General features: G+C 72.3%; 18 protein-coding genes, 1 other RNA gene and 1 pseudogene. 15 read left to right on the forward strand and 5 right to left on the reverse strand.

Annotated elements, in window-relative coordinates; all coding sequences use genetic code 11:
- The first annotated feature begins 161 nt into the window (after positions 1–161).
- The 4 genes from EAO70_RS20550 (at position 162) to EAO70_RS20565 (ending at position 4,118) form a co-directional block, all read left to right on the forward strand.
- Positions 162–1,016 carry a Nif3-like dinuclear metal center hexameric protein gene (locus EAO70_RS20550; protein ID WP_148004337.1) on the forward strand — a complete coding sequence of 285 codons (855 nt, stop codon included), beginning with the start codon at positions 162–164 and terminating at the stop codon, positions 1,014–1,016.
- Positions 1,013–1,756: a zinc ribbon domain-containing protein gene (locus EAO70_RS20555; RefSeq protein WP_187284028.1), complete on the forward strand. Its 744-nt coding sequence runs from the start codon at positions 1,013–1,015 to the stop codon at positions 1,754–1,756. The genes EAO70_RS20550 and EAO70_RS20555 overlap by 4 nt, the downstream gene beginning before the upstream one ends.
- The gene (locus EAO70_RS20560) at positions 1,756–3,246 is read left to right on the forward strand and encodes a bifunctional RNase H/acid phosphatase (RefSeq protein WP_148004338.1); all 1,491 of its coding nucleotides are present in this window, start codon (positions 1,756–1,758) and stop codon (positions 3,244–3,246) included. The genes EAO70_RS20555 and EAO70_RS20560 overlap by 1 nt, the downstream gene beginning before the upstream one ends.
- Positions 3,247–3,311: 65 nt before the next feature.
- Positions 3,312–4,118 (forward strand): GNAT family N-acetyltransferase, encoded by an 807-nt coding sequence (locus tag EAO70_RS20565; RefSeq protein ID WP_148004339.1) that lies wholly within the window; start codon positions 3,312–3,314, stop codon positions 4,116–4,118.
- On the opposite strand, the gene eda is transcribed toward EAO70_RS20565, so the two are convergent.
- The 3 genes and pseudogenes from eda to EAO70_RS20580 all read right to left on the reverse strand — a co-directional run.
- Positions 4,099–4,755, reverse strand: a complete 657-nt coding sequence (eda, locus tag EAO70_RS20570) for a bifunctional 4-hydroxy-2-oxoglutarate aldolase/2-dehydro-3-deoxy-phosphogluconate aldolase (RefSeq protein WP_148004340.1) — start codon at positions 4,753–4,755, stop codon at positions 4,099–4,101. The two genes, EAO70_RS20565 and eda, sit on opposite strands and share 20 nt — an antisense overlap.
- 207 nt (positions 4,756–4,962) lie before the next feature.
- Positions 4,963–5,730 carry a peroxide stress protein YaaA gene (gene yaaA / locus EAO70_RS20575; RefSeq protein ID WP_148004341.1) on the reverse strand — a complete coding sequence of 256 codons (768 nt, stop codon included), beginning with the start codon at positions 5,728–5,730 and terminating at the stop codon, positions 4,963–4,965.
- 199 nt (positions 5,731–5,929) lie between these two features.
- Positions 5,930–6,679 (reverse strand): annotated as a pseudogene (locus tag EAO70_RS20580) (MerR family transcriptional regulator); the annotation flags it as partial.
- Between the two features lie 111 nt (positions 6,680–6,790).
- Between EAO70_RS20580 and rnpB the strand changes: the two are divergent.
- An RNA gene (rnpB, locus tag EAO70_RS20585) (RNase P RNA component class A) lies at positions 6,791–7,190 on the forward strand.
- 24 nt (positions 7,191–7,214) lie between these two features.
- On the opposite strand, the gene EAO70_RS20590 is transcribed toward rnpB, so the two are convergent.
- Together EAO70_RS20590 and EAO70_RS20595 are read right to left on the reverse strand one after the other, a co-directional pair.
- Entirely contained in the window at positions 7,215–8,567 is a 1,353-nt protein-coding gene (locus tag EAO70_RS20590; RefSeq protein WP_148004342.1) for a tyrosine-type recombinase/integrase, read from the reverse strand.
- A gap of 376 nt (positions 8,568–8,943) precedes the next feature.
- Positions 8,944–9,432, reverse strand: coding sequence for a hypothetical protein (locus tag EAO70_RS20595; RefSeq protein WP_148004343.1), 489 nt, complete (start codon positions 9,430–9,432; stop codon positions 8,944–8,946).
- A 212-nt stretch (positions 9,433–9,644) separates the two neighbouring features.
- On the opposite strand from EAO70_RS20595, the gene EAO70_RS20600 reads away from it, so the two are divergent.
- The 10 genes from EAO70_RS20600 (at position 9,645) to EAO70_RS20645 (ending at position 13,367) form a co-directional block, all read left to right on the forward strand.
- Positions 9,645–9,911, forward strand: a complete 267-nt coding sequence (locus EAO70_RS20600) for a hypothetical protein (RefSeq protein WP_148004344.1) — start codon at positions 9,645–9,647, stop codon at positions 9,909–9,911.
- 45 nt (positions 9,912–9,956) lie between these two features.
- The gene (locus EAO70_RS20605; RefSeq protein ID WP_148004345.1) at positions 9,957–10,274 is read left to right on the forward strand and encodes a hypothetical protein; all 318 of its coding nucleotides are present in this window, start codon (positions 9,957–9,959) and stop codon (positions 10,272–10,274) included.
- A 27-nt stretch (positions 10,275–10,301) separates the two neighbouring features.
- Entirely contained in the window at positions 10,302–11,180 is an 879-nt protein-coding gene (locus EAO70_RS20610; RefSeq protein ID WP_261992964.1) for a phage antirepressor N-terminal domain-containing protein, read from the forward strand.
- Positions 11,177–11,434 (forward strand): hypothetical protein, encoded by a 258-nt coding sequence (locus EAO70_RS20615; RefSeq protein ID WP_410091300.1) that lies wholly within the window; start codon positions 11,177–11,179, stop codon positions 11,432–11,434. Before EAO70_RS20610 ends, EAO70_RS20615 begins: the two co-directional genes overlap by 4 nt.
- Positions 11,431–11,886, forward strand: a complete 456-nt coding sequence (locus EAO70_RS20620) for a hypothetical protein (RefSeq protein ID WP_148004347.1) — start codon at positions 11,431–11,433, stop codon at positions 11,884–11,886. Before EAO70_RS20615 ends, EAO70_RS20620 begins: the two co-directional genes overlap by 4 nt.
- Complete coding sequence (locus EAO70_RS20625) at positions 11,883–12,068, forward strand: hypothetical protein (protein WP_148004348.1); 186 nt, start codon at positions 11,883–11,885, stop codon at positions 12,066–12,068. The genes EAO70_RS20620 and EAO70_RS20625 overlap by 4 nt, the downstream gene beginning before the upstream one ends.
- Positions 12,065–12,379 (forward strand): phiSA1p31-related protein, encoded by a 315-nt coding sequence (locus EAO70_RS20630; RefSeq protein WP_148004349.1) that lies wholly within the window; start codon positions 12,065–12,067, stop codon positions 12,377–12,379. Before EAO70_RS20625 ends, EAO70_RS20630 begins: the two co-directional genes overlap by 4 nt.
- 82 nt (positions 12,380–12,461) lie before the next feature.
- Positions 12,462–12,740 carry a hypothetical protein gene (locus tag EAO70_RS20635; protein ID WP_148004350.1) on the forward strand — a complete coding sequence of 93 codons (279 nt, stop codon included), beginning with the start codon at positions 12,462–12,464 and terminating at the stop codon, positions 12,738–12,740.
- Entirely contained in the window at positions 12,737–12,919 is a 183-nt protein-coding gene (locus EAO70_RS20640) for a hypothetical protein (protein ID WP_148004351.1), read from the forward strand. The genes EAO70_RS20635 and EAO70_RS20640 overlap by 4 nt, the downstream gene beginning before the upstream one ends.
- Before the next feature lie 115 nt (positions 12,920–13,034).
- A complete protein-coding gene (locus EAO70_RS20645) occupies positions 13,035–13,367 on the forward strand; it encodes a hypothetical protein (protein ID WP_148004352.1) in 333 nt (110 codons plus the stop codon).
- The last annotated feature ends 105 nt before the right edge of the window (positions 13,368–13,472 follow it).

The following is a 13,472-nucleotide window of genomic DNA, read 5'->3' on the forward strand; positions in this document are numbered from 1 at the left end:
CAGCTGGGTGAGGTCCTTGGTCAGCGACTCGATCTCGGCGTGCTCGGGCAGCGAGCGGCGCTTGTGGGCGAGCTGCTGGAGACGGACGTCGAGGGCCTGGACGTCGAGGAGGCGGATCTGGTCGGCGGGCGCGGCGTTCAGTTGGGGGCTCCAGGGGAGGTGTGGTCGGAAGGGGCGCGCTCGACGCCCTCTGGCCTCCCGAGCGGGCCGAGTCGTGGGATGCCGTCGGCACCGTCTGCGGCGACCCCGACGCCGAGGTCACGCGCGTCCTCTTCGCCGTCGACCCGGTCCAGGAGATCGCCGACGAGGCGGTCGCCCTCGGCGCCGACCTGATCGTCACCCACCACCCGCTCTACCTCCGCGGGACGACGACGGTCGCGGCCGGCCACTTCAAGGGCCGCGTCGTGCACGGCCTCATCAAGCACGACATCGCCCTCCACGTCGCGCACACCAACGCCGACACCGCCGACCCCGGCGTCTCCGACGCCCTCGCGGGCGCCCTCGACCTCCGGGTCACCGGCCCCCTCGTGCCCGAGAACAACCTGGGCCGGATCTGCGAGCTCGACCACCCCGAGACGCTCGCCGAGTTCGCCGCCCGCGCGGCGAAGCGGCTGCCCGCCACCGCGCAGGGCATCCGCGTCGCGGGCGACCCCGGCATGACCGTGCGCCGCGTCGCCGTCAGCGGCGGCTCCGGCGACAGCCTGTTCGACGCCGTACGAGCCGCCGGCGTGGACGCCTTCCTCACCGCGGACCTGCGCCACCACCCCGTCTCCGAGGCGACCCAGCAGTCGCCGCTGGGCCTGGTCGACGCCGCCCACTGGGCCACCGAGTGGCCCTGGTGCGAGCAGGCCGCCGCCCAGCTCGACGAGATCTCCGACCGTCACGGCTGGGACCTCCGCGTCCACGTCTCGAAGACGGTCACCGACCCCTGGTCCGCCCACCTCGTCCCCGCCGCCCTTCCAGAGAGCGCTTCGCGCGCCCCTTCCGACCACACCTCCCCTGGAGCCCCCAACTGAACGCCGCGCCCGCCGACCAGATCCGCCTCCTCGACGTCCAGGCCCTCGACGTCCGTCTCCAGCAGCTCGCCCACAAGCGCCGCTCGCTGCCCGAGCACGCCGAGATCGAGTCGCTGACCAAGGACCTCACCCAGCTGCGCGACCTGCTCGTCGCCGCGCAGACCGAGGAGAGCGACTGCGGCCGCGAGCAGACCAAGGCCGAGCAGGACGTCGACCAGGTCCGCCAGCGGGCCGCGCGCGACCAGCAGCGCCTCGACTCGGGCGCCGTGTCCTCCCCGAAGGACCTGGAGAACCTCCAGCGCGAGATCGTCTCCCTCGCCAAGCGCCAGGGCGACCTCGAGGAGATCGTCCTGGAGGTCATGGAGCGCCGCGAGTCCGTGCAGGAGCGCCTCGGCGAGCTGACCGAGCGGGTCTCCGCCGTCCAGGCCAAGACGGACGACGCGACCGCCCGCCGTGACGCCGCCGAGGGCGAGCTCGCCACCGAGGAGGCGTCCGTGGAGAAGGAGCGCGAGCTCGTCGCGGGCACCGTCCCGGCGGACCTCCTGAAGCTGTACGAGAAGCTGCGCGTCCAGCAGGGCGGCGTCGGCGCGGCCCGGCTGTACCAGCGCAAGTGCGAGGGCTGCCACATCGAGCTCAACATCACCGAGGTCAACGAGGTCCGTGCCGCGGCCAAGGACGCGGTCCTGCGCTGCGAGAACTGCCGTCGGATCCTCGTCCGCACGTCGGAGTCCGGCCTGTAATGACGTCGTCTTCGCGTGAGGTGATCGTCGAGGCGGACGGCGGTTCCCGGGGCAACCCGGGGCCCGCCGGGTACGGCGCCGTGGTCCTGGACCCGGCGACGGGCGAGACCCTCGCGGAGACGGCCGAGTACATCGGCGTGGCGACGAACAACGTCGCCGAGTACAAGGGCCTGGTGGCGGGCCTGAAGGCGGCGCGGGCGCTGTTCCCCGACGCCACCGTCCACGTCCGGATGGACTCCAAGCTGGTCGTGGAGCAGATGTCCGGCCGCTGGAAGATCAAGCACCCGGACATGAAGCCGCTCGCGGCCGAGGCAGGCCGGGTCTTCCCGGCGGGCCGGGTCCGCTACGAGTGGATCCCGCGCGAGCGCAACAAGCACGCGGACCGGCTCGCCAACGAGGCGATGGACGCGGGCAAGCGCGGCCTCCCGTGGGAGCCGTCCGACTCGACGGCCGCCCTGGACACCGCGGCCGCCCGCAACGCCGCGACCCTGCCCCCGGCGCCCTCGGGTCCGCCGGGCGACGCGACGGCGGGCGCGGCCCGGGCCCGCGCGGCCCTGGCGACGGGCACGGGCGCCTCCGGCGAACCGAGCGCTGGTCGTACGGGCACGGGCGCCTCCGCCGAGGGCCAGGGTCGTACGGGCACGGGCACGGGCGCCCGGCCCGGCACCGTGACGCACGCGGCGGCCCAGGACGACGGCCTGTTCGCCGCCGAGGAGGCCTTCACGACCCCGGCCTCGGGAGACTTCGAGGCCCAGGCGGGCGCCACGGGCCTGACGGACCGCGGGGCCGCCGTACCCACCGAATCCGCCGTGCCCGCGCAGCCGGCCGCCGCCCCCGCCCAAGGCTGGTCGGCCGGGCCCGACATGGGGGCCCCCGCCACCTTCGTCCTCCTCCGGCACGGGGAGACCGCGCTCACCCCCGAGAAGCGGTTCTCCGGCAGCGGGGGCACCGACCCCGAGCTCTCGGCGGCCGGCCTCCGGCAGGCCGAGGCCGTGGCGGCGGCACTCGCCGCACGCGGCACCGTCCAGGAGATCGTCAGCTCGCCGCTTACCCGCTGCCGCCAGACCGCCGCCGCCGTCGCCGCCCGCCTCGGGCTGGACGTGCGCGTCGAACAGGGCCTGCGCGAGACGGACTTCGGGGCCTGGGAGGGGCTGACGTTCGGTGAGGTGCGGGAGCGGCACCCCGAGGACCTCGACGCCTGGCTGGCCTCGCCGAAGGCCGCGCCCACCGGCGGAGGCGAGAGCTTCGCGACCGTCGCCCGCCGTGTCGCGGCGACCCGCGACCGGCTCGCCGCCGCCCACGCGGGCCGGACGGTCCTCCTCGTCACCCATGTGACGCCCATCAAGACGCTGGTCCGGCTGGCTCTCGGCGCCCCGCCGGAGTCGCTGTTCCGGATGGAGCTCTCGGCCGCGTCGATCTCCGCGGTCGCCTACTACGCCGACGGCAACGCGTCCGTACGGCTCCTCAACGACACCTCCCACCTCCGCTAGGGCCGTCGGCCCCGGAGGCCGTAAAGAGGTGGCGCGGTGCCGGTGCCCCGTACCACCATCCCGTCATGACCTGGCACTTCACCGAGGACACCGCCGCCTTCCGGACCGCGGCCGGGGCGCACCTGGCCGCCGAGCCCACGCGGAACACCGTCGTGCTGACCCGGATGGACGGGGCGGCCCGGCTCGGCTGGTGGGCCGGTCCCGACGACCGGGTCGCGGGGGTCCTCGCGGTCTCCGGGGCCGGGGACCTCGACCTCGGTGCCACGACGGAGGAGGCGGCCCGCGCGCTCGCCTCCCGGCCGGGGGAGGAGCCGGTCCGGGTCCGTGGCGAGACGGCCGCGGTGGAGGCGTACGCCAGGGCCTCCGGGCGCCCGTGGAAGCCCGTCGTCCGCATGCGGCTCTTCCGGCTCGGCGTACCGGTCCCGCCGGACCCGGCCCCCGCGGGCCGGCACCGTACGGCCGCCGCGCCGGACATCCCGGTCGTCGCGGCCTGGACGCGGGAGTTCGCCGCGGCCATCGGCGACGAGCCCGCCGAGGACTACACCGGCTTCGCCGCCGAACGGATCTCCGAGGGCCGCCTCGTCCTCTGGGAGGCGCCCGACGGCCGCCCGGTCTCGATGGCCGCCGTCTCCCGGACGAGCGAGGGCCAGGCCCGCGTCCACCTCGTCTACACCCCGCCCGCCGAACGCGGCAACGGCTACGCGGCGGGGGCCACCGCGGCGATCGGCCGGGTCGCGGCCGACCGGGGCGCCACCCGGATCCTGCTCTTCACGGACCTCGCCAACCCCACCAGCAACGCCCTCTACCGGCGCCTCGGCTACCGCCCGGTGACGGACCACCTGGGGGCGGAGTTCACCGGGACCGCGGGCTGACCGGCCCCCGCAGCGCGGCCGCCTCGCGCGCAAGCGCCTCCACCCGCGCCCAGTCGCGCGCGGCGAGGGCGTCGGGCGGCAGCATCCACGTACCGCCGACGCAGCCGACGTTCGGGAGGGACAGGTAGGCGGGGGCGGAGGCGAGTGAGACGCCGCCCGTCGGGCAGAACCGGGCCTGGGGGAGCGGTCCCGCGAGGGACTTCAGGTACGGGGCGCCGCCCGCGGCCTCGGCGGGGAAGAACTTCATGTCCGCCACGCCCTGTTCGAGCAGCGCGACGACCTCCGAGGTCGTCGACACGCCGGGCAGGAAGGGCAGCCCCGAGTCACGCATCGCGCCGAGCAGCCGCTCCGTCCACCCGGGGCTGACCAGGAACCGCGCCCCGGCGTCGACCGCGTCCGCGACACCGGCCGCCGTCACGACCGTCCCCGCGCCGACGACCGCGCCCGGCACCTCGTCGGCGATGGCGCGCACGGCGTCGAGCGCGGCAGGCGTACGCAGGGTGACCTCGACGAGCGGCAGACCACCGGCCACGAGGGCCCGGGCGAGGGGTACGGCGTCGGCGGCGTCCTCGATCACGACCACCGGTACGACGGGGACGGAGGGGACTTCCGGGGCAAGGTCGAACACGCTCGTCATGGGCGCCATCCTGCCCATGGGGAGCGTCGCATGCAACGGACGTTGCGCACAGCGCAACGAAGGGGGAGGGGGTGACGGGCTCAGTGAGGAGCAGTAAGGGCCCGAAGGCCGGGAACGAGGTGCGGACCGGCGCTCCCGGCGAATCCGGCGTATCCCAGCGTTCCCGGCGGCCCCTCAGCGCCCGTCGACTGGGCGGATCCCGTCGACTCAGTGGATCTCGTCGACCAGGACGTCGAGCGCCCCGCGCTTCCCACCCTCCTCCACCACGTACCTCAGGTCCCGCAGCGCCACGACCAGCTCCTCCGGTGAGCGCGGAGCCGCCCCCGCCTCCAGCAGGCTGCGGACGATCCGGCCCTTCGTCGCCTTGTTGAAGTGGCTGACGACCTTCCGTGTCGGCGCGTGCAGCACCCGCACCGTCGCGGTCCGCGCCGCCACCTCGCCCTTCGGCTTCCACGCGGACGCGTACGCGGCGGACCGCAGGTCGAGGACGAGCCCGTCCCCGGCCTCCTCGGGCAGTACGGAGGCCATCGCGCCCCGCCAGTGGACGCCGAGCGCGCCGAGCCCGGGCAGTCTGACGCCCATCGAGCAGCGGTACGACGGGATCCGGTCGGTCACCCGCACCGCGCCCCACAGCCCGGAGAACACGAGCAGGGACCTTCCGGCGCGCTTCTTCGCGGCGGTGTCCAGGGTCGCGAGGCCCAGGGCGTCGTACAGCACGCCCGTGTAGATCTCCCCGGCGGGCCGGGCGCCCGCAGTCCGAAGCTCCACGTTCTTCGCGACCTCGCCGCGCAGGCCCTCGCTGAGGCCGAGCACCTCGCGCGCCTTCTCCTCGTCGGCCGCGCACAGCTCGACGAGCTCGTCCAGGACCGCGGCCCGCGCCTCCGCGAGCCCCGGCAGGGACAGCGACTCCGGCTTGAGCGGCGCCCCGCGCCCCGAGGAGGCCTTGCCCTCGGAGGGCGGCAACAGCACGAGCACGGTGGTTCTCCTTCGTCCGTACGGGGATGGGGGTGCGGCCCCGGCAACCAGCGTACGAGGTGGGAGACCCGGCTCCGTACGGCCCGGGCGGCACGGCCAGGGCGCAGGGAGCGGACGGTGGGCCTGCCCCGTACGGACCTGGCGGCACGGCCTCGGGCGCAGGGAGCGGACGCCCCGCCCCCGCACAAGGTGCCGCGACCTTCCGGACCAGGCGCATGGCGAGGTGGACGGCGGCGGACTGGGCCGGGGCGAGGTCCGCGAAGAGGGCGTCGGAGAGGGAGGCGCCGGAGAGGCCGGAGGCGCCGGGCTCGGGGCTAGGGATCTCCACCCCCAGCTCGTCGGGCAGACAGGCCGCCAGCACACGGGCGGCCTCCGCGACCCGGGGATCGTCGGGAGCGGCCCCGTCGAGCGCGTCGAGCAGCGGATACACCTCACGCGCCCGCTCCGAGGCCCCGCGCATGAGCTCCATCAGCCGCGCCCGCTCCTCGTCCGGGACGACGACGTCGAGCAGTGCCAGGATGTCGCGGTCCTTCGCGGCCATCGGGGAGTCGGGCAGCTCGCCCAGGCCCGAGAGGAGCGCGGTCAGCTCCGGTGAGAGGGGCCCGTCGGCGGGCAGGCGTCCGGCGCGGGCCTCGGCGAGGAGGGGGCCGAGCCGCTCGCGCCGGGCGCGGATCCCGGCCTCCTGCCGGGCCAGGTCCCGGGCCAGCTCCTCCAGCACGTCCACGAGCCCGCGCCCCTCGTCACCGGCGAGCACGTCACGCACCTCGTCCAGACCGAGCCCCAGCTCGGTGAGCCGCCGGACGCGGGCGAGCAGGACGGCGTCGCGGACGCCGTACTCCCGGTATCCGTTGGCCCGCCGCGGGGGCTCGGGCAGCAGGCCCGACTGGTGGTAGTGCCGCACGGCGCGGGGGGTGACCCCGACCAGGGCGGCGATCTCGCCGATACGCATGAGGCCCAGTAGAAACCCTGACGCTGCGGCAAGGTCAAGGCGGGCCGGCCGGTCCCTCCGGGGGAGTCCGCCGGGCTCCTGATCGCCGGGTAGCATGGTCGGCACGGCAGACGAGCCGGGCGGGCGGCCGCGTGGAGATCCTCGGATCTCCCCGAGGAACGTCCGGGCTCCACAGAGCAGGGTGGTGGCTAACGGCCACCCGGGGTGACCCGCGGGACAGTGCCACAGAAAACAGACCGCCGGGGACTTCGGTCCGCCGGTAAGGGTGAAACGGTGGTGTAAGAGACCACCAGCGCCTGAGGTGACTCAGGCGGCTAGGTAAACCCCACTCGGAGCAAGGTCAAGAGGGGACACCCCGGTGTCCCTGCGCGGATGTTCGAGGGCTGCTCGCCCGAGTCCGCGGGTAGACCGCACGAGGCCGGCGGCAACGCCGGCCCTAGATGGATGGCCGTCACCCCGACGACCGCGAGGTCCCGGGGAACAGAACCCGGCGTACAGCCCGGCTCGTCTGCCCCCTAAGTCCCTGGCCTGGGACTTAGGGGGCTTCATTCTCTTCCGGGGCTCCGCTGGGGAGAATCTGGGGAGAATGCCCGCCCGGAGAGACCATCCAGGACCCGAGCGCCGCCAACGCCTTCTTCCCAGACTTCGGCATGAAGTGCACGTAGGTCCGCAGCGTGAATGCCGGATCGCTGTGCCCCAGCCACGAAGCCAGCTGTGTGATCGTCTCGCCTTCCGAGAGGACAATGCTGGCGAACGTGTGCCGGGTGACATGGAATCCGTCCTCGCGCGGCATCTGCCACGACACCCGCCGCCACGGCTGCTTGCCCTTCGTCTTCGGCTGGACGTACTCGACCACCGGGGGCGGGATGAGACCGGCGGCGGCGAGAGCCGGCTTCCACAGCCGTTCGTCGAAGTACGAGCGGTTCATCGCGCCGCCGCTCAGACTGGCCGTCCTGGGGGTCGTGACGAGCAGCCGCACTGTGCGGGTCGGGCGCTTCTCCCAGTCCAGGCTCGGACGGTCGGGGTCGACCCAGGGCAGCGTCACCTCGACCGGCGGATGGGCTGCCGCGTACTCCTTGACCGCGCGGGCCAGTTCCGGCGGGCACGGCGCCGTCCGGACCTTGTTGCCTTTCGGCGGCGCGAAGCCGAGTTTGCCGCCCACCCGGACCACCTGCCGCGTCACAGCGATCTCGTCGTCGTCCTCGATGTCGTCGGGCGAGAAGCCGAAGCATTCGCCCTGCCGCAGGCCGGCGCCCACCGCCAGCTGCAGCAGGATCTGGTAGCGCTCCGGCAGCTCGCTTCTGACCGCGGCCACAGTCTCCTGCGACCAGGCCTTCGCCTTCGACGGGGGTGCCGCCGGTGGCGAGAGGTCCTCGTCCCTGAACGGGTTCTCCGGGATCCGCTTCGCCTTGTGTGCCGCCTGCATGATCGAGGAGAAGTGGCGCCACGTGGTGCGGACGGTGTTGACGTCGATGTCCTGCTCGACCCGGGTGAGCCAGGCCCGGATCTCGTCGTGGCCGATCCGGTTCAGCGACAGGTGGCCGCAGTGGGGGAGGATGTGGCGGAAGACGCGCGGCTGCATCGACAGCTTCGTCCCGGGCGCCTTCCGCAGGTTCGGCCACCAGTGCTTGCGGACGTACTCGTCGAGGAGCATGTTGCCGTCGCGCGGGTCGTAGAACGTGCCTCGCGTGGCGTCGGTCGCCGACTCCTTCAGCCAGGCTTTCGCCTGGGCTTCCTTCTCGAACGACCGGTCGCGCACGCCGGGGATACCGGCGACGCGCCATCTCTTGCCCTGGCCGTGCCGTGCCGTCTTGGCGCGCGTCGCCCGCCCCGTGGCGGGGTCCGGCGGCCCCTTCTTAAACCAGCGGTCCTCGATGTACCCGGGCATGGGGGACTCCTTCCAGTTGCGGCGAGTCGAAGCGGACGACTTCGCCCCGCCAGAGCTGGAACCACTGTCCTCCAGCGACGATCATGCTGGCGGCGGAGTTGAGTGCTGCCACCCCCTCGGGCACGAAAAGGCCGCGGGCGAGTTCGTATCGAACCCATCCTCGGCCTTCAAGTACACGCACGGGGGCGTCTTCCGGGAGATCCTCAAGCTTGTAGCTGACGGAGAGCACAGACCTACCCCCGTAGGGCCAGGCAGGGTATGGGGGTCCCCTGGGGCGTATGGGTGAACCGGCAACATATCGCCATGCTGACCGGTACTCAACGGTCTGTTGCGGATCCGTTTCGATCCGCAACCGGACACGCCCCTCTGGCTGTGATCAGTCTTCGTCGCGCTTCGCTCGTTCGTCCGCCTCGATCATCGCCTGCCAGCGGCGGCGCTCGGAGCGACCCATGCCGGCGAGGTGGGCGACGATGACGCGGATGTCGTCGTCGTAGCCAGCCAGTTCGGTCGCCTCGTATTCGAGGTACTGGATGGCCGCCGCCCGCTGAACGACGGGAAGGGGCTTCTGCAGGCCTGCCGCCAGGGCGCGCAGCCGGTCGGGGCTGGGTGCGGTGGTCACGGCGTTGGTGGCCATCTTCTGGAAGTACGGCTTGGAGAGCTCGTAGCCCGCCGCTGCCGCACGGTCGGACATCTCCTGGTAGGAGACGCCCCGGCCGTCGTCGTTGACGCTGCGAACCATTTGGGACAGCACGTCGCGATCCATGTCCCTGGCCAGGCCGTCGGGGATGTCGTGCGAGGGGGTAGTGCGGTTCTGCCCGGGGGCTGACGCCTCCATGCCGCTTTCTCCTCGGATCTCGTTTGCCACGGGTGTCTCTCGTCCGGACCGTCCTGATCCAGCAAATCGCAGGTCAGGCCGTACAACCTTCTCGCTTCGAAGACGAAGCGTCTACAGGTTGATGCTACAGCGGCCCTCCTTTGGCGAAAACTTCACATCCAGCCGTTCGGATCGGTAGACGGTTCGTATCCGATGTGCTTCTATGTTCACACCGAGAGCCGAACTGTTCCGATCGGGAGACGGTGAGCGTGCGCTATGAACTCCTCAGCAGGCAGATCCTTCGATGGATCATGGACCACCCTGGCCGGGAGGTCCCCTTCTCGACTCGCACCCTCGCCGCCGAGATCGGTCGACACCACTCGCTCATAGGGCACCTGCTCACCGGCGAACGGCGCTATGTCGGGGCCGAAGACGCCCAGGCCATCGCGGAGGCCGTAGGCGTGGACCTGCGAGTCCTCTTCGCGCCCTCCACGTCTCCGGATCGGAACGGACCGACTCCGGGGAAGTAGCAACCAACGTCAGGGCCGGTCGGCCCTCAACCAGAGAGGCATCCAGTGTCCGAGAAGGCAAAGCTCAGCATCCCGGCCCCGCCCGAGGGGTTCGTCTGGGCCCAGGACTACGAGACGGCCGACGGCCGGATCATCCTCGGCATCGCCAGCCGGCTCGGGATCACCTACCACACCTACCGGAAGTGGCGGATGCGCGGCGAGACGCCGCCCACCGTCCGCATCGGCAAGCGGCTTGCGGCCCGCATCGAGTGGGTCGACCAGTTCGCAGCCAAGCGGGAGCAGGAGGCGATCGACGCCTTCAACGCCGCGGTCCAGGACGTCGAGTACTCCATGCGCCCGGCCGAGAGCCGCCTCGCCGCCTAGCTCGGCTTTGCGGGCCGCCGCCGGTGTGTGAGAGCCCGGCAGACGGCCCTGATCCACCCCTCGCCATCGAGACAAGAGAAGGGCAGACCGTTGCCTACATCATCCCCCGAGTCGCGGCAGGTCGTAAAACTCGACCTTTCGGCCGGCTCCATCCACTCCGTCATGGTCGACGACCAGCCGCACATCGTGCTGAAGCCGGCCGTCGAAGAGCTCGGGCTCAGCTACCCCGCCCAGTACCGCAAGCTCCAGACCCGCTCGTGGGCAACCGTTGCCCAGAAGGCAACGGTTGCGGAGGACGGCAAGCTCCGCGAGATGGCCGTCGTCCCGGTCCGCACGTTCCTGATGCTGCTCGCCACGGTCAACGAGGCCCGCGTCATCGAGTCCGCCCGCCCGACGCTGATCGCGTTCCAGAACGAGACCGCGGATGCGATCGAGGCGTACTGGACGCAGGGCGGCGCGATCAACCCGCGCGCCACCGAAGAGCAGCTCGACTCCCTGATCTCCCGCGCCAAGCAGCAGGCCGAAGTCCTGTCCATCCTGTCGGGCATCGTCGCCCCCGACTGGCTGGAGACGAAGGCCCGCCTGGTCGCTGCCCGCGCCCTGGGTGAGGAGCCGGAGGTCGACCCCCTCGACGTGCCGCTGTACGTGCCCGACTTCCTGAAGGGCAAGGGGCTGAAGCGGAAGCAGATCGAGTCGGTGCAGTCCTGGTTCGGCCGCCGCGCCGCTGCCCTGTACGAGGCCGAGCACGGGGAGAAGCCGGGCCGGCGGCAGACGGACCTGCCCAACGGCTCGGTCCGCGAGACCTACGCGTGGACGGCCCGGCACCTGCCCGTGTTCGAGGAGGCGTGGGATCGCTTCTACGCGGCCCAGTACCCGACCCAGCTCCACCTCGGAGGTGCGGCGTGATCACCCTGACCCTCCCGGGCGTCCCGATCCCCGACTCCGTCGCCATGCTGATCGGCACGTCGATCCCCCTCCCCGTCTTGCAGGCCGAGATCGACGCCGTCGGTGAGGTCCGCGAGATCCGCCGACTCCGCCCGCTCGGCTGCGACGAGGACCGCCAGGACTTCGAGGTCGCCGTCGGCCGGCTGGCCCGCGCGAACAAGACCCTCGCCGCCTGCAGCCCGAAGCTCGTCGTCACCCCCGGGAGCGCGGCATGAGCGCCCGCGAGGACTCGACGCGACGCGAAGACCTGACCTTCATGCTGCTGCACGGCGGCGCCGCGTCCGGCTCGATCGCCCAGCGCGTGGTCGACAACGCCGTCGCCGAAGCGCTGGCCGAGCAGGCGGGCGAGCTGGAAATGCTGCGGGCGCAGGTCGCCGAGCTGGAGGCCGCCGCCGAGAAGGTCGCCGGATTCTGCGCCGCTCGCGCTGAGTACGTCGACAACCTGCGGGGCTGCAGCCCGAGCAACAACCGCGACTACTACCGGTGGTCCGGTCACGCCGAGGCCCGCCGCCAGCTGTCGCAGCTCCTCGGCCTGCCGGTCGGCTGGCCAGCCGAAGACAACGCGACCTGCTCGTCGTGCGGAAACCCCAAGAAGAAGCTCCACAGGCGACTGGTGTGCCTCTCCTGTGCCGCCTCCGTCCCGCAGCAGAGGGGTGAGGCGTCGTGACCGGCAACCGCATCGAGCAGCTGGATGTGCCGCTCGCCGACCTGGAGCAGCAGATCGCTGAGATCCGCGCCCACTTCCTCGCCGCCAACCCGCAGCCCGACGGCGACCACTGGGACCAGTGCCACGCCTTCCTCGACATCGACCCCGACCTCCGTGGGCGGGACTACGGGAGGCCGTCATGACCACCTACCTGCACGACGGCACCGAGTTCGACCTGACCGGCGGCTTCGTCGACGTGATCGGCGTCGAGTGGACGTGGACCGGCCGCTACACGGACACCGGCGAACCCCTCCTCTTCGGCGGCGGACACCCCCTGCCGGTCCCGCTCCCGGACGTCTACCACGACCACGGGCCGCTGATCCCGCTCCCGAAACGCCCCACCAGCCAGCTCGCCCGCGCGGTGATGACCGCCGACTTCACCGCCTCGATCCGGGACGGGCACACCGAGTCCTACGAGGAATACGCCCTCCGCACCGCGGCGGCCAGCCAGTGACCCGGGCCTGGCTGACGCTCAGCGCAGCCGCCGCCTTCTTCGCCGCCATGCTCCGCGCGGCACGCCACCTCTGGGAGACCTCGTGAAGCTCATGGTCCAGATCGACGACACCGTCATCCCCCTCTCCCAGTGCTTCTGGATCCGCGCCGACGCGACCGGCTGCGTCTACAGCAGCAGCCACGGCGACACCGCCATCACCGCCACCGACGCCCACAAGGACTTCACCCCGCGGCAGCGTGACCGCGACCGCGAACTGAAGGCCGGCTGGACGATCCGGCTCCTCACCCGCGAGCAGTGGGACGCGCAGGCCCTCCCCTGCATCAAGGGGACCTGCGAGCACCGGAAGCAGGCCGCGGCATGACCGACTACCTGCGCTGCCCGGCGCCGCACTGCACCCACCACGTCCACATCACCGCCACCACCAGCAAGGCGGCCGAGGACATCACCGACCACCTCATCGACAAGCACCAGTTCCCCGAGGTGTCCGCCAGCTACCAGGCCGACCTCCTCCTCCCCATCACCGGCCCCCACGCCGCCTGATCGCGCCGGGCCCAGCAGTGAGTCGACCTGCCGGCCCGGCGGCACCACTCAGCAGGACGCCCCGTCGAGGTGAATTCGACGGGGCGCACCCCAAGCATCCCAGAAAGGGACCGTAGTGACCGTCTCACTCTGCAAGCACAGCCACATCGTGCTCCCGCCCCACGGATCCATCTTCCGCCCGAGCGACTGCACCCGGTGCGGCCTCTCCTACAACGCCATCCAGGAGGAGCTGCAGCTCCAGAAGGAAGCCCTCATCCACGGGGCCTCCAAGACGGGCACCTGCCCCGACTGCCAGCAGGAGCGGACGCTGCTCCGATTCCAGCCGCCCGAGCAGCCCTGGGACCCGTTCGACTACGAGCCGCCGGTCAGCTTCCTCTGCCTGCCCTGCTACAACACGGCCGCCGTCGCCTACAACGAGTCGATCGCGGGCCTGCTCGGATCTGTCTGACCCCACCCCAGACCGGCGCGTCGAGCCTCCCCCCGGCTCCGCGCCAGCCAGGGCCCGCCCCACCCCCGAATGCGGGGCGGGCCCTGGTTCCTCACACCCTCAGGA

This window comes from Streptomyces sp. adm13(2018) (assembly GCF_008042145.1).
GTDB lineage: Bacteria > Actinomycetota > Actinomycetes > Streptomycetales > Streptomycetaceae > Streptomyces.